Origin of the sequence: Pantoea sp. R13S299, assembly GCF_048515925.1 — a bacterium.
Classification (GTDB): domain Bacteria; phylum Pseudomonadota; class Gammaproteobacteria; order Enterobacterales; family Enterobacteriaceae; genus Pantoea.
On record NZ_JBLYEF010000005.1, the window covers coordinates 204,543 to 225,010 of the forward strand.

Sequence of the window (20,468 nt, forward strand, 5' to 3'; positions counted from 1 at the left end):
GGGGCGTTACAGGCAGACTTCAACCTGTCCGGCATTGACCCGCACCGGCCAGGACGCTACGGAGCGCGTTTCATCCTCCATGCAGTAGCCATCGCTGAGGCGAAAATGCTGCTTTTTCAGCGGGCTGGCCACCCAGAGCGCATCCTGATGTTCGGCGATAATGCCGCGTGACAGTACGCTGGCATCGGCAAACGGATCGATATTGCTGATCGCATAGAGTTGCTCATCGTCGCGTGGACGGAAGATCGCCACCTGCTGGCCTTTGACCAGCGCGCAGACGCCCGTGGCGGGCAGGATCTGCGTCAGCGGGCACACCGGATTCCACTGGCTCATGATTCGGTCTCCTCAATCAGTGTCACGGCAATGCGTTCTTCGGGGCGTGCCGGGCGATGCTGGTCGCGCTCTGCCACCCGTTGTACAGCGGGATCGCGCTGCGGCGAGTTGATAAAGTGGGCGAAGCGCGTCAGGTGCTCTTTATCTTCCAGCGTGGCTTGCCATTCACAGCTGACGCTGGCGCGCAGCGCGGCCAGCTGCTGCTCCATCTGGCTGTTGATGCCCAGTTTGTCATCCACGATCACTTTGCGCAGATAGTCGATGCCACCTTCCAGGCTCTCCAGCCACAGCGAAGTGCGCTGCAGGCGATCGGCGGTGCGGATATAGAACATCATGAAGCGGTCGAGATAGGTGACCAGCGTCTGCTGATCGAGATCCGCCGCCAGCAGATCGCCATGACGCGGTTTCATGCCACCGTTGCCGCAGACGTAGAGGTTCCAGCCTTTTTCGGTGGCGATAATGCCGACATCTTTGCCCTGAGCCTCTGCGCATTCGCGGGTGCAGCCAGAGACGCCAAACTTCATCTTGTGCGGCGTGCGGATGCCTTTGTAGCGGTTTTCAAGCGTCACGCCGAAGCCGAGGCTGTCACCCACACCGTAGCGGCACCAGGCGCTGCCGACGCAGGTTTTCGCCATACGCAGCGCCTTGGCGTAGGCCTGGCCGGTTTCAAATCCGGCAGCGATCAGCTGTGACCAGATAGCGGGCAGATCGTCTTTCTGCGCGCCAAACAAGCCAATGCGCTGAGAGCCTGTGATTTTGGTGTAGAGCTGGTAGCGTTCGGCGATGTCGCCAATCACTTTCAGTCCCTGTGGCGTAATTTCACCGCCGGGCGAGCGCGGGATTACCGAATAGGTGCCATCTTTCTGAATATTGCCCAGATAGAGGTCGTTGCTGTCCTGCAACGGCGCGTGCTGCGGCTTGAGCACATACTCATTCCAGCAGGAGGCGAGCAGGGAGCCCACCGTCGGCTTGCACACTTCACAGCCGTAACCCTGACCATAGCGGGCCAGCAGTTCGTCAAAGGTTTTGATCTCTTCCACCTGAATCAGGTGATACAGCTCCTGACGTGACCAGGCGAAGTGCGCGCAAAGGTGGTTATTAACTTCAATGCCCTGACGGCTGAGTTCACTGTTAAGCACCTGAGTGATCAGGGGAATACAGCCGCCGCAGCCGGTACCTGCACGGGTGCTGCTTTTCAGCGCGGCCACAGTATGACAGCCACCCTGAACCGCCTTAACGATGTCGCCTTTGCTGACGTCGAAGCAGGAGCAGATTTGCGCCGTATCGGGCAGGGAGTCGACGCCGATGGCCGGTTTATCTCCGCTGCCCGCCGGCAGAATCAGCGCTTCCGGATTAGCGGGCAGCGGAATGGCATTCAGCACCAGTTGCAGCAGGTTGCCATAGTCGCTGGTGTCGCCCACCAGCACCGCACCCAGCAGGGTTTTCTGATCTTCGCTGATAATCAGACGCTTGTAGACCGATTTGCTTTCATCCAGCCAGACTACACTGCGTGCGCCTGGCGTGGTGCCGCGCGCATCGCCAATGCCACCGACATCGACCCCCAGCAGCTTGAGTTTGGCGCTCATGTCCGCGCCAGTAAACGCATTGTCGCGGCCCAGCAGATGGTCGCTGGCGACCTGCGCCATCTTGTAACCCGGCGCCACCAGGCCATAGACGCGATTCTGCCAGGCGGCGCACTCACCGATGGCGTAAATGGCGGGATCGCTGGTGCGGCACTGATCATCAATGGCAATGCCGCCGCGCGGACCCAGGTTTAATCCACACTGCTTCGCCAGTTTGTCCTGCGGGCGAATGCCGGTGGAGAAGACGATGAAATCGACCTCCAGCGCACTGCCATCGGCGAATTGCAGCGTTTTACCGCCGTGCTCATGATGCACAATCTGCTGGGTGTTTTTTCCGGTGTGGACCCGTACGCCCATCTGCTCAATCTTGCGACGCAGCTGTTCCCCGCCTTGCTGATCGAGCTGTTCTGCCATCAGCACCGGCGCAAATTCAATGACGTGGGTTTCAATACCCAGATTTTTCAGTGCGCCCGCCGCTTCCAGTCCCAGCAGACCGCCGCCAATCACCGCACCGCGTTTGCTGCGGCGCGAGCAGGCTTCAATGGCGTTGAGATCTTCAATGGTGCGGTAGACAAAGCAGTCGCTGCCTTCGGCACCTTTAATCGGCGGGATCCACGGATAAGAGCCGGTGGCAAAAATCAGCGTGTCGTAGTGAACGGCGCGACCGGTGCTGGAGTGGATGAGCTTCTCATCACGGTTAATGGTGATGGCGCGCTCGCCCAGCAGCAGATTGACCTGATGCTTGTCGTAATAGCCTTCACGAACCAGCGACAGCTCTTCTGCCGTGTGATGAGAAAAGTAGGCGGACAGGTGGACACGATCGTAGGCGACGCGGGGTTCTTCACAAAAGACGGTCAGCGAAAACAGGTTGGTTTCCGCTTTCTCAAGTAACTCTTCTATGAAGCGGTGGCCGACCATGCCGTTACCGATAACGACGACATTGTGCTTGCTCATTTTTGCCTCAAATTTGCGATATCTGCGGCTACAATAGCGCGCCCTTTCTGGCGCTTATTGATATACATCAACCACGACCCTATATACCCATTAAGAGGTATATGGTTGATTTTAATTAAGTTTCATCGCCAGTGCTAACCTGCTGAATATCCTGCATTGCCGTGGGTGGTATGAATCGTGCTAGTTTTAACCACACAGGTTAATCGGATAAGGAATCAGCCATGCTGTCACCCAAGTGGATCAATAATGTGCGTTTGCCCTGGCGGGAAGGGTTGTGGCAAATCGAAATCGCCGACGGAAAAATTGCCCGAATTTCAGCTCAGCCGCAGCAGCCTTCACCGCCGGAGCAATCGCTGGACGGCGAGGGCGGCTTAGCCTGCGCGCCCTTTATTGAGCCACATATTCATCTGGATACTACCCAGACGGCGGGCGAACCGGCATGGAACCAGTCCGGGACGCTGTTTGAAGGGATTGAGCGCTGGGCCGAGCGCAAGGCGCTGCTCAGCCACGAAGATGTTAAACAGCGGGCGTTGCAGACGCTGAAGTGGCAGATCGCCAACGGCATTCAGTTTGTCCGCACTCACGTTGACGTGTCAGACCCGTCACTGACCGCGCTGAAAGCGATGCTGGAAGTAAAAGCGGAGATGGCGCCGTGGATCACCATCCAGATTGTCGCGTTTCCCCAGGAGGGCATTCTCTCTTATCCCAACGGCGAAGCGTTACTGGAAGAGGCGTTGCGGCTGGGTGCGGATGTGGTCGGTGCGATTCCGCACTACGAATTCACCCGCGAATATGGCGTCGAGTCGCTGCATAAAACCTTTGCGCTGGCTGACCGCTACGACCGGCTGATCGATGTTCACTGCGATGAGATTGATGATGAACAGTCGCGCTTTGTGGAAACCGTGGCGGCGCTGGCGCATCGCGATGGCAACGGCGCACGCGTAACGGCCAGTCATACCACCGCAATGCACTCTTACAATGGTGCGTACGCCTCACGGCTGTTCCGGCTGCTTAAGCTGTCTGGCATTAACTTTGTCGCCAATCCGCTGGTCAATATTCACCTGCAGGGCCGCTTCGACACCTATCCTAAGCGGCGCGGCATTACGCGGGTGAAAGAGATGCTGGAGGCGGAGATTAACGTCTGCTTCGGCCACGACGATGTGTTTGATCCCTGGTATCCGCTGGGCACCGCCAACATGCTGCAGGTGCTGCATATGGGCTTACATGTCTGTCAGTTGATGGGCTATGAGCAGATTGATGCGGGTCTGGATCTGATTACGCATAACAGCGCGAAGACGATGCAACTGTCAGGCTATGGCATTCAGAGCGGCAACGAGGCCAGTCTGATCATTCTGCCGGCGGAAAGCGGTTTTGATGCAGTCAGAAGGCAGGTTCCGGTGCGCTATTCAGTACGTCGTGGCGTGGTGGTGGCAGAGACGAAGCCCGCAGAAAGCGAGATTTACTGGCGGGAGCGGGAGCGCATCGACTTCCGGCGATAAACAGCAGGGCGGCGAACACTCGCCGCCCTGAATGATTAATGCGTGACGTGACCGTGAGTACGATGACGGCTGACAAAGCCGAGCAGGGCACACATCACAAACACTACGGCGTAAAGCGCGTTAGCCGTCGCCAGTGCGGTATGCACACCACTTTTCTCAACGATAGGCGCCGTGACCACAAAGGTCAGCATGGTGCCGACGGTGCCGCAGGTCAGAATGAAGTTCACCAGCTTCGGTGAAGCCACTTTGGTCTGCAGTGAACCCAGGGTGATGATGGTGGTGTAGATAGCACTTGAGCTGAAGCCAAGAATCATGATGATCCATTTCAGCATGCTGGCATCGCTGCTGCTGACGAACCAGTACATCAGCACGGTCGCCAGACCCGCCAGCACCATCAGAATGCGTTGCAGATCGAAGAAGCGCAGCAGGAAGCTGAAGGCCCACATACCGACCATATAAGCGGTCCAGAAGCTGCCTACCAGTTGTCCGGCGTCATTGATGTTCATGCCCATGACTTTGGTGGCATATTCCGGCACCCAGGAGATAAAGCCGAGCTGGCCCAGAATGTAGCAGAGTGCCGCGACAGCCAGCAGCAGCACGCCCAGACCCCATTTCTCTTTCTCAACTGTCGGGCTGTTTTCAGGCTTACGCAGCACCGGGAACTCAACAAACAACGTCATGATGAAGATGGCGACGTAGATAAAGCCAATGCAGACGTAGACCCAGTACCACGGCAGCTGACGCGCCAGCAGAATGCCCGCCAGCACCGGAAACAGCGTACCCGCCATGCTGAAGAAGGAGTCGGTGAACAGCAGGCGTGAACCACGCTGACGGCCTTCATACATGTGGGTGATCAGGAAGGTGCCGATCGACATGGTAATGCCGCTGACCACGCCCAGCACAAACATGCAGAGCGAGAAGACGGTCAGATCGCGGCTGGTCATCAGGCCGATTATCGCCAGCACCATCAGGACGAAGCCAAAAATCAGCTGACGCTTCAGTGGCACAATCACCATCAGCCAGGCGTTCAGGAAAACCGCAGCCAGGATGCCGCTGTTAAGGAAGGTGAAGGTATTACTCATGCTGGAGATGGGGATCTGGAAATCTTTCGCGATATCGCCCATTACCATGCCGGTAACGATCACCAGCGCGCCGGTCAGCGCGTAGGAGAAGAAGCTTATCCAGGTGAGGCCAATACGATTACGGTTTGTCATGTTCTGAACCTGTTGAGAACCGGGTGCCAAAAAGTGTCAGAAAGTGTAAACGGAACTGTGATCTTAATAAACAAGGAGTGAAACTACAGATCCATATTTCATGTGATGTGTGATTTTAGTCACGCAATTGCGGGGGTTTAACGTTTGCTCTCCCCATTTGCCGCAACAGCGTAAATATAGGTAAAACGCTGGCTCCTGGAATAGAGTCTCTCTACAATCAATCACGTTTTTGTGCCCGCTCTCCCAGGTAAGGAATCTTTCATGTTTAAACGTACTTTAACAGCGGCCATCACCCTGTTAGCCCTCTCTTCCGTTTCCGCCCAGGCGCTGGCCGCAAAAGGTGACACCCACGTTCTGCTCACCACCTCCGCCGGCAATATCGAACTCGAACTGAATAACCAAAAAGCGCCGGTTTCTGTGAAAAACTTCGTTGATTACGTCAACAACGGTTTTTACAACAACACCATTTTTCACCGCGTGATCCCGGGCTTTATGGTTCAGGGTGGTGGCTTCACCACAGACATGCAGCAGAAGCAGACCAACGCGCCGATTAAGAATGAAGCGGACAATGGCCTGCGTAACCTGCGCGGCACCATCTCTATGGCACGTACCGCCGATAAAGACAGTGCGACCAGCCAGTTCTTCCTCAACGTCGCGGATAATGCCTTCCTCGACCACGGACAGCGCGATTTTGGCTATGCCGTATTTGGTAAGATTGTGAAAGGTCAGGATGTGGTTGAAAAAATTTCTCAGGTACCGACCAAAGATGTGGGTCCTTACCAGAATGTTCCGTCCAAACCGGTAGTTATCCTCTCCGCCAAAGTCCTGCCTTAATGCTTTTCGTCGCCATCTGCGGATGGCGACCGCCTGCCGCCTCCGGCAAAGCCAGAAATTGCTCTTATACTTAGGGCAAAAACCTGAGCAGGAGGCGGCATGGCGAACAAACTCACCGAAAAACAGAAGGTCATCCTGTGGCAACAGCGGCGTAGCGCCAGCTATCAGGCCAGCTGTCGGCTGGAAGGCTTCTCATCGAATGAAACCAGCGTCAACAGCGACGATGCAGCCGCACGTCTGGCGTCACTGAGGAGGCAATATGGACTCTAATACCGCCGTCAGCCAGGATCCTTACCTGTGGCAGCACGACAACGTGCTGAAAAATCTCCCTGATATTCATGATGCCGCGCAGCTGCGCAAGGCGGAGCTAAGCTTCAGCGCCGCGCGCGCAGCCACGCTGGAGCTGGGGCCGCGTAATCCCGGCTTGCCTTATCTGCGCCAGATCCATCGCACGCTGTTCCAGGATGTCTACAGCTGGGCTGGTGAACTGCGCACCATCGATATCTGGCGTGATGAGACGCCGTTCTGTCATTTCGAATATATCGAAAAGGAAGGCAATGCCCTGATGGCCGCGCTGGAAGAGGAGAAAGGCCTGGCTGAGTTGCCGCGTGACGAATTCATTCAGCGCCTCGCTCACTACTATTGTGAAATCAATATGCTGCATCCTTTCCGCCACGGAAACGGTCGGGCACAGCGGATTTTCTTTGAACAGCTGGCGCTCCATGCCGGATATCTGCTGAACTGGGAAGAGACGGATGCTGAAAGCTGGAAAGCTGCTAATCAGGCCGGTGTGGCCGGAGACCTGGCCCCACTGGAGCAGGTCTTTGCGAAAGTGGTGAGTGAGGCGGCCTGACCGCGTAGAATAGCGGCGCGGTTTATCATTCTGGATACGTCATGCTGCTGCTTATCGACAATTACGACTCCTTTACCTGGAATCTTTATCAATATTTCTGCGAGCTGGGCGCGCAGGTTCAGGTGGTGCGCAATGATGCCATCACCCTGGAGCAGATGGCGGCGCTGCCGCTGACCCATCTGGTGATCTCCCCTGGCCCCTGCACGCCGACGGAGTCCGGCATCTCGCTGGCGGCGATCCGGCATTTCGCCGGGCAGATGCCTGTGCTGGGCGTCTGCCTGGGCCATCAGGCGATTGCGCAGGCGTATGGCGCGCAGGTGGTGCGTGCGCGTCAGGTGATGCATGGCAAAACCTCCGCGATTCAGCACACCGGCCAGGGCGTGTTCCGCAATCTCAATAATCCCCTTACCGTGACCCGCTATCACTCGCTGATTGTGCAGCGCGATTCTCTGCCCGATGTATTCGAGGTGACTGCCTGGACGGTGCGTGACGGCGAGCCTGACGAAATTATGGGATTCCGCCACAAAACCCTGGCGCTGGAAGGCGTACAGTTCCATCCCGAAAGCATTCTCAGCGAGCAGGGACATCAGCTGCTGCGCAATTTCCTTGAGCAATAAGTTGCCTTTGAGTGATTTTTTATGCATATTTTGTGATTATTATTTCAGGTCAGCACAACAATCATCCAGATGGGGTTACTAATGGCAGCGGAAAAAATTGCGGTCACGCGGGAGACGTTCGATAACGTTATTTTGCCTGTTTATGCACCTGCGCAGTTCGTGCCGGTAAAAGGTAAAGGCAGTCGCGTATGGGATCAGCAGGGCAAAGAGTATATCGATTTCTCAGGTGGTATCGCCGTCACCGCACTTGGACACTGCCATCCTGCGCTGGTGGAAACGCTGAAAAGCCAGGGCGAGACGCTGTGGCACACCAGCAACGTCTTCACCAACGAACCGGCACTGCGCCTCGCCAGTAAATTAATCCAGGCGACCTTTGCTGACCGCGTATTTTTCGCCAACTCCGGTGCCGAAGCCAACGAAGCCGCCTTTAAGCTGGCGCGCTACTATGCCTGCAAACGTCACAGCCCGTTCAAAAGTAAGATCATCGCCTTCCATAATGCTTTTCATGGCCGGACGCTGTTCACCGTTACGGTCGGCGGACAGCCAAAATATTCTGACGGATTCGGCCCTAAACCGGCCGATATCGTTCACGTGCCGTTCAATGACCTGGACGCGGTGAAAGCCGTTATTGACGATCATACCTGCGCCATCGTGGTTGAACCGATTCAGGGTGAAGGCGGCGTGGTGCCCGCGACGCAGGAATTTATGCAGGGACTGCGTGCGCTTTGCGATCAGCATCAGGCGCTGCTGGTGCTGGATGAAGTACAGAGCGGCATGGGACGCAGCGGCAAGCTGTTCGCCTATGAGCATTATGGCATTCAGCCCGATATTCTGACCTCAGCCAAAGCGCTGGGCGGCGGCTTCCCGGTCAGCGCCATGCTGACCACTAACGAGATCGCCTCGACCATGGCGCCGGGCGTGCATGGCACCACCTATGGCGGCAATCCGCTGGCCTGCGCCATCGCCGAAACGGCGCTGGATATAATCAATACGCCAGACGTGCTGGCGGGCGTTGAGATGCGTCGTCAGCATTTTGTCACGGCGCTGAAAGCTATCGACGCGAAGTATGATCTGTTCAGCGACATTCGCGGCAAAGGGCTGCTGATTGGTGCTGCGCTGAAACCTCAGCATGCCGGCAGGTCGCGCGACATTCTGAATGCCGCCGCCGCTGAAGGTGTGATGGTGCTGGTGGCCGGAACCGACGTGATGCGTTTTGCCCCGTCACTGATTATCGAACCGGCCGACATTGAAGAGGGCATGAGCCGCTTCGCCACCGCCGTCGGCAAAGTGCTCAACAGCTAACTTAGTTTTTACGTAAGCGTCTGATCAGCCAGCGGCCATGTTGTGGTCGCTGGTTCCACGCCAGCGATGAAATGGTGTACATCACGCTCAGATGATCGAGAATGCGCCGCACATGCTGCTCCACCACCGTAATCGGTCCCTCACTGATATTCTCCAGATCATCCAGCAGATTGACCTGTGAGCTTTCACCATCATATTCCAGCCGCTGCTGACAGCGCTGCAGCGCGATTTCACAGGATTGCAGATAGCGTTCAGCCAGTGAGGCCGTCAGCATGGTGTGCTCGCGCGCCAGAATCGTTATCGCATTGATATGCTCAACAATAAACTGGCTGTGCGTGACCCAGAGCCGCATATCACTCAGGTAGCGGGAGTTGAATGCCGGTTCCTGCATCGCCTGATTCAGGGAGTTAAACAGCGCATTGTGCGCCTGATTAACCTTCACGCGCTGATAAGCCAGTTTCTCTGGCGACTGTTCATCGCCCAGCAACAGCCGCAGCGCATCCTGATAGGTTTCCAGCGCGTCATGGGCGTTTTGCCGCAGTAAGCCGCTCTGCCACTGCGGCCATAGCCACAGCATCCCGCCAAAGGCGATCAGACAGCCCATCAGCGTATCCATCAGTCGCGGCAGCAGGAACTGCGCGCCATTCAGCGACAGCAGTTGCAGCGAGTAAACCGCCGTGACCGTAAAGCCAATCATCGACCAGCCATAGAACTGGCGGGTAAAGCGATAGCTGATAAAGGTTATCGCCAGCATGATCATCAGCACCAGCGACTCCGGCACCGCCAGGCGCAGCGTCGCGGCCGCGATGACCAGACCGGCAAAGGTGCCCAGCGCCCTATGCTGGATGCGGACACGGGTAGCGCTGTAACCGTTCTGGCTGACGAACATGATGGTCATCAGGATCCAGTAGGGTTTGGGGATGTTGAAGAACAGCGCCAGCGCGCTTCCCAGCATCAGCATGACTGCAAAGCGGCCGGCAGTGCGCAGTGCCGACGAGCGGAATGAGAGATAACTGCGCAGCGCCGGTAACAGCGGCAGACGGCGCTGGCGGTCCGCCATCAGATCGCGTTGATACAACGGTTTCTGGGTGCGCAGGACCCGCGCAATGCGATTGAAGTGGTAAAGGCAGAAGTTACCTACCGGATTGTCGGGATGCTGATGGGCGATCTTTTCCAGCGCACCGAGCTGTTTATCCATTGCAAAGCGATCGGGTAGCTGGTGATAAAGGATGTTATCCGCCAGCACACGCAGCCGGGCCGAGATGGTTTTGGCATTCCAGCGAATGACCGCTTCGGCATGGCTCTGCTCGACCAGTTTTTGCACCTCTTCCGGCCGATGCAGGCTGACTGAGATATGCTCCTGCAGATCCAGTGCCACCTGAAAGGCGCGCGTCAGCCGTTTATGGCTGTGATCGCGGCTTGCCGACAGCATGTGCATCTGCTGATAACAGGTGTTGATCAAATCGACCACTTTCTGCTGACGTGCCAGCAGCGGCGGCAGCGCCTTTTCCGGATCGGTGAGCTGCGTGAGCAGGGTATATTTGGCGTCGCAGTAGTTAGCCAGCTCGCGGTAGATCAGGCTGAGGCTTTCGCGCATCGGCTGCTCTTTCCACAGCCAGAACCAGAACCAGTTGAAGACCCCATACCAGAGCGTGCCGCCGATATAGAGCAGCGGGGTGACGTAGATGGGCATGCGGCCAATCAGGCTGAGGGTGAAGATGGCGGCGATAAGGGTGCCGGGCAGCAGGCGGCCATGCAGCGGGCTGATTTCACCGGTGACGCCGAGCAGCAGGGGCATAGCGAAGAGGATCAGCGGCAGTGGAATCGCATGCAGGGTGAGCCACTGAATCAGAAAGCTGCCGAGGGCAAACAGGCTGCCGCCAACAATCAGACGTTTGAAGAAGCGTTTGTGCGGGGTATCCAGACCGGAAATGTTGCAGCAGGCGGGCACTAACGAGAACAGCAGACCTTTTTGCAGGTCGCCAGCCAGCCAGCCCAGCGCCACTGGCAGACAGAGGACCAGCGTTTGCCTCAAGGCATAGTTAACTTCAGGATGGTAAATGATTCGACGCCACATCGGCCCAACACAAACAATAACGGCGTGATGTTGCCATCACGCCGTGGGTGACAGGAATTAGCGGGTGCCGTAAACGACGATGGTTTTGCCGTGTGCGGAGATCAGGTTCTGATCTTCCAGCATCTTCAAAATACGGCCCACGGTTTCGCGTGAACAACCAACAATCTGGCCAATTTCCTGACGAGTGATTTTAATTTGCATGCCGTCGGGATGCGTCATGGCATCTGGCTGCTTCGCCAGGTTGAGCAGGGTCTGTGCAATGCGTCCGGTGACGTCGAGGAAAGCGAGGTTACCCACTTTTTCAGACGTGACCTGCAGGCGACTCGCCATCTGTGCTGAGAGTCGCATCAGGATGTCGGGGTTAACCTGGATCAGCTGACGGAATTTCTTGTAAGAAATTTCCGCCACTTCGCACGCGCTTTTCGCACGTACCCAGGCGCTGCGCTCCTGGCCTTCTTCGAAGAGGCCAAGCTCACCAATGAAATCGCCCTGATTCAGGTAGGAAAGAATCATCTCTTTGCCTTCTTCATCTTTAATCAGAACCGCGACGGAACCTTTAACGATGTAGTAAAGCGTTTCTGCTTTTTCACCTTGGTGAATAAGCGTACTTTTGGATGGATACTTGTGAATATGGCAATGGGACAGGAACCATTCGAGTGTAGGGTCTGTTTGCGGTTTGCCGAGAACCATTCGCTATTATCCTCTGTTGTAATCGTGCCCAAAATACAGGGGGCAGTTTTCCCTGTCAGGCGGTGAAAGCTTCAAGCGTTTCCCTTTCAGGAAATTATTCGGGCCGCATCAGGCGCAGTGCGCATCATTCTTCCCGGCTTCGCCATCGGGTGACGAAAAATATTTTCAGCACTGTTTGTAGCACAGCTTTTGCCGACTGTCTTCTGTTGTCTCGCTTCAGCTACAGGCGGATTTCTCTGGATTGCTGTTTACCAGGTGAAAGCGTAGTCTGGCGGCAAAACAGCGTATTCCGGAGCAAAAATCATGCAGGCAAGAGTGAAGTGGGTAGAAGGGCTGACATTCCTCGGAGAATCCTCATCCGGCCATCAGATACTGATGGATGGCAATTCAGGTGATAAAGCGCCCAGCCCAATGGAGATGGTGCTGATGGCGGCTGGCGGATGCAGCGCGATTGATGTGGTTTCAATTCTGCAAAAAGGCCGCAACGATGTGGCTGATTGTGAAGTAAAACTGACCTCAGAACGTCGTGAAGAGGCGCCGAGAATCTTTACGCACATCAACCTGCATTTTATCGTGAGTGGTAAAGCGCTCCAGGATAAAGCGGTCTCACGCGCGGTGGATCTTTCTGCAGAAAAATATTGCTCGGTGGCCATCATGCTGGGTAAAGGTGTGACGATGACGCATAGCTATGAAGTGGTTGAGCTGTAACAGTCGCAGTTTTTTTCAAAGTTGCTGGTAGTCCGGTGTGAGGCCGTGCCTGGATGGGGAATTCGCTTTGAGACTTTGCTGGCGCAGGGGAACCGGGTCAGATCGGAAAGTCGCTTGAGCCAATCCCTGGCCGCTCGGCCCGCGCGATTACGCACCTCATCCCTGAGGTGCGCCCGTTGCCGGGCCAACGCGTTGCGTTGTTCAAAAACGCTCCCGGCGTTTTTGTCCCTGGCGCGGGACGCTTTCCTCTTGTGACCCGGTTCCCTGCGTGTTAAGTTTTTTCGCTGCTGTTAGACTTATCCAGCATTGGCATTAGTCTGGAAAGGCCCTTTTGAACTCTTACTCTATCCGTTTACCTTCCATCAGCCGTTTCACCAGCGGGCCCATGATCAACTCCATCGCCAGACCCATTTTGCCGCCGGGCACGACCAGCGTATTGATGTGCGAGATAAATGATCCCTGCAGCATCGCCAGCAGGTAGGGGAAGTCGATATCTTCCAGCGCCTGAAAGTGAATCACCACAAAGCTCTCATCCAGTGACGGAATGGCGCGGGCCGCGAACGGGTTTGAGGTATCGACGGTCGGGACGCGCTGAAAGTTGAGGTGGGTGCGTGAGAACTGCGGCGTGATGAAGTTGATGTAATCCTCCATTGAGCGCACCACGGAATCCATCACCGCTTCACGTGAATGACCGCGCTCGCCAGTGTCGCGCACCAGCTTCTGAATCCACTCCAGGTTAACAATCGGCACCACGCCCACCAGCAGATCGACCTGTTCCGCCACGTTGTGTTGTGCTGTTACCACGCCACCGTGCAGTCCTTCATAGAAAAGAATGTCGGTGTTCTGCGGCAGCGGCTGCCATGGCGTAAAGGTGCCGGGCACCTGATTCCACGGTACTGCTTCATCGTAGGTGTGCAGATATTTACGCGATTGCCCCTGTCCGCTTTGACCATACTCTTTAAAGCTCTGTTCCAGCAGGCCAAAGTCATTAGCTTCCGGACCGAAGTAGCTGACATGACGCCCTAAATCGCGCGCTTTACGAATCGCCATATCCATTTCAGGGCGGGTAAAGCGGTGAAAGCTGTCACCTTCCAGCTCGGCCGCATGAAGATCGAGCTGCTGAAAGATTTTGCGAAACGCGAGGCTGGTAGTGGTGGTCCCTGCGCCGCTGGAACCGGTCACCGCGATAATGGGATGACGTGCAGACATAGAAAAGCTCCCTGTGAGGTCGGGCGATGAGCATTGTTATCATGAAATGATGCCGGGTGCATCAGCCGCGAAATTCTTTGCGTGGCATGATATTGACCGATTCATGCAGTTCCGACCACACCAGCACCACTTCACCGGTTTCCAGCTGGCGTCGCACATCAGCCACCTTGTCCAGCAGGCTGCGTTCCTGCTCGCCATAGTCCGTACCTTCGCGCAGCACAAAGGTTTCAATCAGATTTTCAAGGGTCTCTGGTGAGACCTGTTGCCAGGGAATAATCACGAGATCAGTTATCCAGAATAGGGGCGATCCACTGCGGGATGCGCTGTTCCAGCCACATTTCAGGCTGGCGTAACGTCCCGCCGACAAAACCTACGTGGCCGCCATGGGGTGTCAGTTGATAAGTAATAGTGGCAGATAATTGGCTGCTGTGCGGGATGACCTCATCACTCATGAAGGGATCGTCTTTGGCGTGGATGATCAGCAGCGGTTTCTCTACGTGCTTCAGCCAGGGCATGGCGCTGGCACGATGGTAGTAATCTGCTGCATCAACAAAACCGTGGGCGCGGGCAGTAATCGCATCATCAAAATCGCGCAGTCGCCGCAGCGCTTTCAGCTGCGCCAGATTGACAGGCAGCGTGTCCGGCCAGGCGTGCAGTTTGCGGCGGGCATTTTTCTTGAGCTGCGCCAGCAAATAGTATTGATAGAAGCGTGAGAAGCCGCGTTCCAGTTTCACGCTGCACGGTTCCAGCAGCAGCGGGGCGGAGACAATCACGGCCGCATCCACCTCAGCGGCTGAACCCTGCTGGCCCAGCAGGCAGCCCAGCATGTTGCCGCCCAGCGAGAAACCGACGGCAGCGGTGGGCACATTGCCCCAGCGCGTGCGCAGCCAGTGCAGGAAGAAGCGGGCATCTTCGGTTTCGCCGGAGTGATAGATGCGATTGAGCCGGTTAGGTTCGCCGCTGCAGCCGCGAAAATGCATCACCACAGCCAGCCAGCCGCGCGCGCGGCAGATGTCCATCAGGCCATGAATATAGGGGCTGTGAAAGCTGCCTTCCAGTCCATGAAACAGCACCACGCGCGGTTTATGCTGCGCCAGTTGGGGATCTTCGCTCCAGGCGAGATCGACGAAGTCGCCATCCGGCAGATCGAGTCGCTGCCAGTGAGGATCGAAGGTGCTACGGCGACGTAACAGGCGCGGCAGCATCGTCTGCAGGTGCGCATTGCGCAGACTGTCAGGGGGTGTGAAGTGCTCGTTTTCCGGTCCGGTAAATTTCATGTGGTAAAAGCTTGTCTGTTCCATATCACACTGTTAGCTTCGATAAGTTTTTTCTTGCAGGGTAAGGAGTACCCGATTGCCATGGAACTGAGTCTTTTCTTATCAATGTTAGGATTTCTTTGGGTCGCGGCCATTACGCCGGGTCCCAATAATATGTTACTCACCGCCTCGGGCGCTAATTTTGGCTTTCTGCGCACCATTCCGTTGATGATTGGCATCATGATCGGCATGCAGGTGATGCTGCTGATGGTGGCCTTTGGCGTAGGCGGTCTGATCCTGCTCTATCCTTCGCTGCACCTGGTGCTGAAAATCGCCGGTAGCCTCTATCTGCTCTGGCTGGCGTGGAAGATAGCGACGGCCAGTTATGAAAAACTGGAAACTGACCAGGCGCCAGATGCGCCGATGCCGTTCTGGCAGGGGGGATTGTTGCAGCTGATCAATCCCAAGGCCTGGCTGATGGCGCTGGGCGCGGTCGCCAGCTTCAGTCTGGCCGGTGATGCGTATCGCCATTCGGTGATGGCGATAAGCGTCGGCATGTTTCTGGTTAATCTCGTCTCGGGCGTGATCTGGATGGGATTCGGCGCGATGATCGGCCGCATTCTGCGCAGCCGCCGCGCCTGGAAAATCTTTAACCTCGCCATGGGGCTGCTGACCGCCGCCTGCGTGCTGTTAATCTGGCACTGAGTTAGCTGGATGCGCGTTCAACGCGCGTCCAGGGCAGCACCTCACGGATCACTGGCGCGTTCGGGTTGCGGATTTTTTGCAGCAACAGCTGCACGCTGCGCGCGCCCAGCTGGTTCATCGGCTGCTCGATGGTGGTCAGCGGCGGATTCAGGCTGCGGGTAAACGGCACGCCATCAAATCCGACCACCGCCAGATCTTCCGGTACGCGCAGACCCGCCTCCAGCGCCGCATGTACCACGCCCACCGCCAGCACATCTGAAACCGCAAATACCGCATCCGGCGGTTCCGGCAGCGTCATTAATTCCCGCATCGCCTGGCTGCCCGCTTCAGGAGAGATTTCATAGGTATAGGAGACGCCGGACCACGCATATCCCAGCTCTTCAATCGCCTGCCGGTAGCCTTTTTCACGATGATGTGAGTAGAGGTAACGCATGTCGCCATTGACCAGTCCGATACGCTTACGTCCTTTACCCGCGAGGTAATGGATGGTGTCGCGTGCGGCTTCCAGATGATCAATGCTGACTGAGGAGGCGGGGATATCCGGATCAAACTCACAGCACTGCACCCACGGCGCACCGGCGATCAGCGCCTGCAAATCCTGTAAACCGGATGCGGCATCCATCGTAATCACGCCATCCACCACTTTTCCGGTCAGCAGGGAGAGATAGGCGGCTTCACGCTGGAGCTGCGAGGCGGAGTTGCAGAGCAGGATGTGATAGCCATGCAGTTCCGCTTCGGCTTCAATGCCCTGAACCACGCGTGAACAGAAGGGATTAGTGATATCCGAGATCAGCACCAGCAGCATGTTGCTTTGCGCCGTGCGCAGCTGACGCGCCAGTAAGTTGGGCTGATAGTCGCAGGCAGAGATTGCCGCCAGAACTTTCTCACGCGTATCGGGCTTTACGCCGGGATGCGCGTTGAGAACCCGCGATACTGTGGCTTTGGAAACGCCAGCCAGCTGAGCGACTTTCTCGATCGACATCGGATTCACAGACCTTAACAGGCAATAATGGGGAACGCATATCAATAGCACAGGGACAATGTGAGCGCCTGACATTTTTGCTTACTTTAGCTATTTTCAGCATTTGCGATTTTCAGCTTTGTTTTGCAGATAGTGATCTAAGAACTTATTTCTATTAGGGATAATTTTTAATTCCTTTATGAAACTATTGTGCGCAGAGACACTGACTTCACGATAAAAACGGTGGGGTAGTGATCATGGCAGCAACACGTTTAACTTTCTTAGCCGCAGCGCTGGCGCTGCTGGCATTTCAGGCTGATGCGGTCAATGTCACCGTCGCGTACCAGACCTCCGCCGAACCGGCGAAAGTGGCGCAGGCTGACAATAGCTTTGCGAAAGAGAGCGGGGCCAGCGTCGACTGGCGTAAGTTTGACAGCGGCGCAGGGGTATTACGCGCGCTGGCGTCGGGCGACGTCCAGATCGGTAACATCGGCTCCAGCCCCTTAGCGGTCGCGGCGGCGCAGAAGCTGCCGATCGAAGCCTTTTTACTCGCCTCTCAGCTGGGCAACTCTGAAGCGCTGGTGGTGAAGAAGACCATCTCCACACCCAAAGATCTTATTGGCAAGCGCATCGCGGTGCCGTTCATCTCCACCACTCACTACAGCCTGCTGGCTGCCCTGAAACACTGGGGCATCAAGCCGTCGCAGGTACAGCTGATTAATCTGCAGCCGCCTGCGATTATCGCGGCCTGGCAGCGTGGCGATATTGATGGCGCTTACGTCTGGGCGCCTGCGGTGAATGAACTGGAGAAAGAGGGCAAGGTGCTGACCGACTCGGCGGAAGTAGGAAGCTGGGGATCGCCGACGCTGGATGTCTGGGTTGTCCGCAAAGATTTCGCCGAACAGCATCCGGAGATCGTGACCGCCTTTGCCCGCAGCGCGCTTGATGCACAGCAGGCTTATCTTAACAGCCCTGACAGCTGGCTGAAGCAGCCGGATAACCTCAGCAAACTGTCACGCCTTAGCGGCGTGCCGGAAGCGCAGGTGCCGGATCTGGTGAAGGGCAATACCTACCTCACGGCGCAGCAGCAGGTTGAGCAACTGGGCAAGCCGGTCAATAAAGCGATCGTCGATACCGCCCAGTTTCTGAAGGCGCAGGGCCGGGTGCCGCAGGCAGATAACGACTACAGCAGCTATGTGACCTCCCGTTTCGTCGCGCCATTAGTTAAACCGTAAGGAGGCACTATGCTGCGCATCGCTCACTTGAATGCCCGTTATGCCGGACAGCCGGTGTTGCAGGATATCAATCTGCAACTGGACAGCCATGAACTGCTGGTGGTGCTCGGTCCCTCTGGATGCGGCAAAACCACGCTGCTGAATCTGGTTGCCGGATTTCTGCCGGTGGAGTCGGGCAGCATCACGCTGGATAACCAGCCGGTGACCGGGCCTGGTGCGGAGCGCGGCGTGGTGTTTCAGAATGAAGGTTTATTACCGTGGCGCAACGTGCTGGATAACGTCGCTTTTGGCCTGCAGCTGGCGGGGATGTCGCGCCCGGCGCGCGAGGTTATCGCGCGGAAGCTCATCAGGCAGGTCGGGCTGGAAGGTGCAGAAAAGCGCGCTATCTGGCAGTTGTCCGGCGGTCAGCGTCAGCGCGTCGGCATTGCGCGCGCGCTGGCCACCGATCCGCAACTCCTGCTGCTTGATGAGCCGTTCGGCGCACTGGATGCCTTTACCCGCGAGCAGATGCAGACCCTGCTGCTGACACTATGGCGCGACAGCGGTAAACAGATCCTGCTGATTACGCACGATATAGAAGAGGCGATTTTCCTGGCCAGCGAACTGATTCTGCTGTCGCCAGGGCCGGGCCGCATCGTGGAGCGACTGCGTCCGGGTTTTGGTCAGCGTTTTGCCGCAGGCGAGTCGTGCCGCAGCATCAAATCCGATCCGCAGTTTATCGCCCAGCGCGAATATGTGCTGAGCCGCGTATTTGATCAGCGGGAGGCGTTTGCATGAGCGCATTAATCCACGACAAGTCTCTGCCGGTGCGTCGTCGTCTGCGCTGGCCGTTTTCAACGGCTTTTACACTGAGCATGCTGAGTCTCTCTCTGCTGTTGCTGCTCTGGTGGGGCGTGACCGCGCTGGGCCTGATTGCTCCGCTGTTCCTGCCGTCGCCACAGCAGGTCTTCAGCAAGCTACTGCTGATTGCCAGCGCGCAGGGCTTTATGGATGCCACGCTGTGGCAGCATCTGGCCGCCAGCCTGACGCGGATGCTGATTGCGCTGATTGCTGCTGCTGCCATCGGCATTCCGGTAGGGATTCTGATGGGCCTCAGTCCGGTAGCACGCGGGCTGCTCGATCCGCTGATTGAAATTTATCGTCCGATTCCGCCACTCGCCTATCTTCCGCTGATGGTGATCTGGTTTGGCATTGGTGAGACGTCGAAAATCCTGCTGATCTATCTGGCGATCTTCGCGCCGGTGACACTCTCTACCCTGGCCGGGGTGCGTAACACACAACAGGTACGGATTCGCGCGGCACGCTCGCTGGGGGCTAACCGCTGGCAGCTGCTGCGCTGGGTGATTCTGCCGGGCGCGTTGCCGGAGATTCTGACCGGTCTGCGCATCGGGCTGGGCGTTGGCTGGTCAACGCTGGTGGCAGCAGAGCTGATTGCCGCCACGCGAGGGCTCGGTTTTATGGTGCAGTCAGCGGGAGAATTCCTCGCCACCGATGTGGTGCTGGCGGGTATCGCGGTGATCGCCTTTATCGCTTTTAGCTTAGAACTCGGGCTTCGCGCGTTGCAGCGCCGTCTCACGCCCTGGAGTGGAGAACAATCATGAATGAACGTCTGAGTTTTACCCCGCTTGGCCCGTATATCGGTGCGCAGGTCTCAAACCTGGATGTCTCCCGGCCATTAAGTGATGCGCAGTTTGAACAGCTTTATCATGGTCTGCTGCGTCATCAGGTGCTGTTTCTGCGTGACCAGAAAATTACGCCGGGACAGCATCGTGCACTGGCGATCCGCTTTGGCGATCTGCATATCCATCCGGTCTATCCGCATGCGGAAGGGGTCGAAGAGATTATCGTGCTCGATACCCATCAGGATAATCCGCCGGATAATGACAACTGGCACACCGATGTCACCTTTATCGAGACACCACCGGCTGTGGCGCTGCTGGCGTCAAAGGTGTTGCCGGAGGCGGGCGGTGACACGCTCTGGACCAGCGGCATTGCGGCTTACGAGGCTCTTTCGGAGCCCTTTAAGCAACTGCTGGAAGGGTTGAATGCCGAGCATGATTTTAAAAAGTCGTTTCAGGAGTATAAGTACCGCAAAACGGAAGAGGAGCACCAGCGCTGGCAGCAGGCGGTGGCAAAACATCCGCCAGTGCAGCATCCGGTGATCCGCACGCATCCGGTCAGCGGTAAAAAAGCGCTATTTGTGAACGAGGGCTTTACCACGCGGATTGTGGATTTAAGCGAGAAGGAGAGTGATGCGGTGCTGAGCTTCCTGTTTGTGCATGCCACCAAACCGGAGTTTCAGGTGCGCTGGCGCTGGAAGCCAGATGATCTGGCTATCTGGGATAATCGGGTCACGCAGCATTATGCCAATGCTGACTACTATCCGGCCCGGCGGATCATGCAGCGGGCAACCGTGCTGGGGGATAAACCCCGTTAAA

21 protein-coding genes are annotated in these 20,468 nt (G+C 56.7%); 12 read left to right on the plus strand and 9 right to left on the minus strand.

What is annotated here, in order from left to right; translation table 11 throughout:
* Nucleotides 1-6: 6 nt before the first annotated feature.
* Together nirD and nirB are read right to left on the minus strand one after the other, a co-directional pair.
* The gene (nirD, locus tag ACN1CO_RS20055; RefSeq protein ID WP_419140424.1) at nt 7-333 is read right to left on the minus strand and encodes a nitrite reductase small subunit NirD; all 327 of its coding nucleotides are present in this window, start codon (nt 331-333) and stop codon (nt 7-9) included.
* A complete protein-coding gene (nirB, locus tag ACN1CO_RS20060; protein WP_419140425.1) occupies nt 330-2,870 on the minus strand; it encodes a nitrite reductase large subunit NirB in 2,541 nt (846 codons plus the stop codon). Before nirB ends, nirD begins: the two co-directional genes overlap by 4 nt.
* Nucleotides 2,871-3,091: 221 nt before the next feature.
* Here nirB and ACN1CO_RS20065 point away from each other — a divergent pair, with 221 nt between their 5' ends.
* Nucleotides 3,092-4,369, plus strand: coding sequence for a cytosine deaminase (locus tag ACN1CO_RS20065; RefSeq protein ID WP_283546918.1), 1,278 nt, complete (start codon nt 3,092-3,094; stop codon nt 4,367-4,369).
* 35 nt (nt 4,370-4,404) lie between these two features.
* Here ACN1CO_RS20065 and tsgA read toward each other — a convergent pair whose 3' ends face one another.
* A complete protein-coding gene (gene tsgA / locus ACN1CO_RS20070; protein WP_419140426.1) occupies nt 4,405-5,583 on the minus strand; it encodes an MFS transporter TsgA in 1,179 nt (392 codons plus the stop codon).
* A 261-nt stretch (nt 5,584-5,844) separates the two neighbouring features.
* Here tsgA and ppiA point away from each other — a divergent pair, with 261 nt between their 5' ends.
* From ppiA to argD, 5 genes are all read left to right on the plus strand, one after another.
* Nucleotides 5,845-6,417 carry a peptidylprolyl isomerase A gene (ppiA, locus tag ACN1CO_RS20075; protein ID WP_003852970.1) on the plus strand — a complete coding sequence of 191 codons (573 nt, stop codon included), beginning with the start codon at nt 5,845-5,847 and terminating at the stop codon, nt 6,415-6,417.
* 99 nt (nt 6,418-6,516) lie between these two features.
* Nucleotides 6,517-6,687, plus strand: coding sequence for a YhfG family protein (locus tag ACN1CO_RS20080; protein WP_419140427.1), 171 nt, complete (start codon nt 6,517-6,519; stop codon nt 6,685-6,687).
* Nucleotides 6,677-7,270, plus strand: a complete 594-nt coding sequence (locus ACN1CO_RS20085) for a putative adenosine monophosphate-protein transferase Fic (RefSeq protein WP_419140428.1) — start codon at nt 6,677-6,679, stop codon at nt 7,268-7,270. The genes ACN1CO_RS20080 and ACN1CO_RS20085 overlap by 11 nt, the downstream gene beginning before the upstream one ends.
* A gap of 41 nt (nt 7,271-7,311) precedes the next feature.
* A complete protein-coding gene (locus ACN1CO_RS20090; protein WP_419140429.1) occupies nt 7,312-7,887 on the plus strand; it encodes an aminodeoxychorismate/anthranilate synthase component II in 576 nt (191 codons plus the stop codon).
* A gap of 81 nt (nt 7,888-7,968) precedes the next feature.
* Entirely contained in the window at nt 7,969-9,189 is a 1,221-nt protein-coding gene (gene argD / locus ACN1CO_RS20095; RefSeq protein ID WP_419140430.1) for a bifunctional acetylornithine/succinyldiaminopimelate transaminase, read from the plus strand.
* 1 nt (nt 9,190) lies between these two features.
* Here argD and ACN1CO_RS20100 read toward each other — a convergent pair whose 3' ends face one another.
* Nucleotides 9,191-11,266 carry a YccS/YhfK family putative transporter gene (locus ACN1CO_RS20100; protein ID WP_419140431.1) on the minus strand — a complete coding sequence of 692 codons (2,076 nt, stop codon included), beginning with the start codon at nt 11,264-11,266 and terminating at the stop codon, nt 9,191-9,193.
* Between the two features lie 57 nt (nt 11,267-11,323).
* Nucleotides 11,324-11,956 carry a cAMP-activated global transcriptional regulator CRP gene (gene crp / locus ACN1CO_RS20105; RefSeq protein ID WP_023489059.1) on the minus strand — a complete coding sequence of 211 codons (633 nt, stop codon included), beginning with the start codon at nt 11,954-11,956 and terminating at the stop codon, nt 11,324-11,326.
* A gap of 303 nt (nt 11,957-12,259) precedes the next feature.
* On the opposite strand from crp, the gene ACN1CO_RS20110 reads away from it, so the two are divergent.
* Nucleotides 12,260-12,664: an OsmC family protein gene (locus ACN1CO_RS20110; RefSeq protein WP_283546924.1), complete on the plus strand. Its 405-nt coding sequence runs from the start codon at nt 12,260-12,262 to the stop codon at nt 12,662-12,664.
* Nucleotides 12,665-13,003: 339 nt separating this feature from the next.
* Here ACN1CO_RS20110 and ACN1CO_RS20115 read toward each other — a convergent pair whose 3' ends face one another.
* The 3 genes from ACN1CO_RS20115 to ACN1CO_RS20125 all read right to left on the minus strand — a co-directional run bounded on the left by ACN1CO_RS20115 (nt 13,004) and on the right by ACN1CO_RS20125 (nt 15,174).
* Nucleotides 13,004-13,873 carry a phosphoribulokinase gene (locus ACN1CO_RS20115; RefSeq protein WP_179898862.1) on the minus strand — a complete coding sequence of 290 codons (870 nt, stop codon included), beginning with the start codon at nt 13,871-13,873 and terminating at the stop codon, nt 13,004-13,006.
* Nucleotides 13,874-13,934: 61 nt separating this feature from the next.
* On the minus strand, nt 13,935-14,153 hold the full coding sequence (locus tag ACN1CO_RS20120) for a YheU family protein (RefSeq protein ID WP_003852945.1): 219 nt from the start codon (nt 14,151-14,153) through the stop codon (nt 13,935-13,937).
* Between the two features lie 4 nt (nt 14,154-14,157).
* Nucleotides 14,158-15,174, minus strand: a complete 1,017-nt coding sequence (locus tag ACN1CO_RS20125) for a hydrolase (RefSeq protein WP_419140432.1) — start codon at nt 15,172-15,174, stop codon at nt 14,158-14,160.
* A gap of 57 nt (nt 15,175-15,231) precedes the next feature.
* Here ACN1CO_RS20125 and ACN1CO_RS20130 point away from each other — a divergent pair, with 57 nt between their 5' ends.
* Nucleotides 15,232-15,834, plus strand: a complete 603-nt coding sequence (locus tag ACN1CO_RS20130) for a LysE family translocator (protein WP_090966717.1) — start codon at nt 15,232-15,234, stop codon at nt 15,832-15,834.
* A gap of 1 nt (nt 15,835) precedes the next feature.
* Here the strand turns inward: ACN1CO_RS20130 and ACN1CO_RS20135 are convergent, their stop codons facing one another.
* The gene (locus tag ACN1CO_RS20135; protein WP_419140433.1) at nt 15,836-16,816 is read right to left on the minus strand and encodes a LacI family DNA-binding transcriptional regulator; all 981 of its coding nucleotides are present in this window, start codon (nt 16,814-16,816) and stop codon (nt 15,836-15,838) included.
* A 236-nt stretch (nt 16,817-17,052) separates the two neighbouring features.
* On the opposite strand from ACN1CO_RS20135, the gene tauA reads away from it, so the two are divergent.
* From tauA to tauD, 4 genes are read left to right on the plus strand one after another with little or no spacing between them, the layout of a single operon-like run.
* Nucleotides 17,053-18,030: a taurine ABC transporter substrate-binding protein gene (tauA, locus tag ACN1CO_RS20140; RefSeq protein WP_419140434.1), complete on the plus strand. Its 978-nt coding sequence runs from the start codon at nt 17,053-17,055 to the stop codon at nt 18,028-18,030.
* Between the two features lie 9 nt (nt 18,031-18,039).
* The gene (tauB, locus tag ACN1CO_RS20145; protein WP_419140435.1) at nt 18,040-18,807 is read left to right on the plus strand and encodes a taurine ABC transporter ATP-binding subunit; all 768 of its coding nucleotides are present in this window, start codon (nt 18,040-18,042) and stop codon (nt 18,805-18,807) included.
* Nucleotides 18,804-19,631 (plus strand): taurine ABC transporter permease TauC, encoded by an 828-nt coding sequence (gene tauC, locus ACN1CO_RS20150; RefSeq protein WP_419140436.1) that lies wholly within the window; start codon nt 18,804-18,806, stop codon nt 19,629-19,631. Before tauB ends, tauC begins: the two co-directional genes overlap by 4 nt.
* A complete protein-coding gene (gene tauD, locus ACN1CO_RS20155; protein WP_419140437.1) occupies nt 19,628-20,467 on the plus strand; it encodes a taurine dioxygenase in 840 nt (279 codons plus the stop codon). Before tauC ends, tauD begins: the two co-directional genes overlap by 4 nt.
* Nucleotide 20,468: the final 1 nt, after the last annotated feature.

What these genes read in the sequence shown, in the direction of transcription:
- ACN1CO_RS20100 (WP_419140431.1), bottom strand. Translation starts at nt 11,266, where the DNA reads ATGTGGCGTCGAATCATTTACCATCCTGAAGTTAACTATGCCTTGAGG.
- nirD (WP_419140424.1), bottom strand. Translation starts at nt 333, where the DNA reads ATGAGCCAGTGGAATCCGGTGTGCCCGCTGACGCAGATCCTGCCCGCC.
- ACN1CO_RS20085 (WP_419140428.1), top strand. Translation starts at nt 6,677, where the DNA reads ATGGACTCTAATACCGCCGTCAGCCAGGATCCTTACCTGTGGCAGCAC.
- nirB (WP_419140425.1), bottom strand. Translation starts at nt 2,870, where the DNA reads ATGAGCAAGCACAATGTCGTCGTTATCGGTAACGGCATGGTCGGCCAC.
- ACN1CO_RS20135 (WP_419140433.1), bottom strand. Translation starts at nt 16,816, where the DNA reads ATGTCGATCGAGAAAGTCGCTCAGCTGGCTGGCGTTTCCAAAGCCACA.
- ACN1CO_RS20125 (WP_419140432.1), bottom strand. Translation starts at nt 15,174, where the DNA reads ATGGAACAGACAAGCTTTTACCACATGAAATTTACCGGACCGGAAAAC.
- ACN1CO_RS20115 (WP_179898862.1), bottom strand. Translation starts at nt 13,873, where the DNA reads ATGTCTGCACGTCATCCCATTATCGCGGTGACCGGTTCCAGCGGCGCA.
- tauA (WP_419140434.1), top strand. Translation starts at nt 17,053, where the DNA reads ATGGCAGCAACACGTTTAACTTTCTTAGCCGCAGCGCTGGCGCTGCTG.
- tsgA (WP_419140426.1), bottom strand. Translation starts at nt 5,583, where the DNA reads ATGACAAACCGTAATCGTATTGGCCTCACCTGGATAAGCTTCTTCTCC.
- ACN1CO_RS20090 (WP_419140429.1), top strand. Translation starts at nt 7,312, where the DNA reads ATGCTGCTGCTTATCGACAATTACGACTCCTTTACCTGGAATCTTTAT.
- ppiA (WP_003852970.1), top strand. Translation starts at nt 5,845, where the DNA reads ATGTTTAAACGTACTTTAACAGCGGCCATCACCCTGTTAGCCCTCTCT.
- ACN1CO_RS20065 (WP_283546918.1), top strand. Translation starts at nt 3,092, where the DNA reads ATGCTGTCACCCAAGTGGATCAATAATGTGCGTTTGCCCTGGCGGGAA.
- ACN1CO_RS20110 (WP_283546924.1), top strand. Translation starts at nt 12,260, where the DNA reads ATGCAGGCAAGAGTGAAGTGGGTAGAAGGGCTGACATTCCTCGGAGAA.
- tauC (WP_419140436.1), top strand. Translation starts at nt 18,804, where the DNA reads ATGAGCGCATTAATCCACGACAAGTCTCTGCCGGTGCGTCGTCGTCTG.
- tauD (WP_419140437.1), top strand. Translation starts at nt 19,628, where the DNA reads ATGAATGAACGTCTGAGTTTTACCCCGCTTGGCCCGTATATCGGTGCG.
- ACN1CO_RS20130 (WP_090966717.1), top strand. Translation starts at nt 15,232, where the DNA reads ATGGAACTGAGTCTTTTCTTATCAATGTTAGGATTTCTTTGGGTCGCG.
- tauB (WP_419140435.1), top strand. Translation starts at nt 18,040, where the DNA reads ATGCTGCGCATCGCTCACTTGAATGCCCGTTATGCCGGACAGCCGGTG.
- ACN1CO_RS20080 (WP_419140427.1), top strand. Translation starts at nt 6,517, where the DNA reads ATGGCGAACAAACTCACCGAAAAACAGAAGGTCATCCTGTGGCAACAG.
- argD (WP_419140430.1), top strand. Translation starts at nt 7,969, where the DNA reads ATGGCAGCGGAAAAAATTGCGGTCACGCGGGAGACGTTCGATAACGTT.
- crp (WP_023489059.1), bottom strand. Translation starts at nt 11,956, where the DNA reads ATGGTTCTCGGCAAACCGCAAACAGACCCTACACTCGAATGGTTCCTG.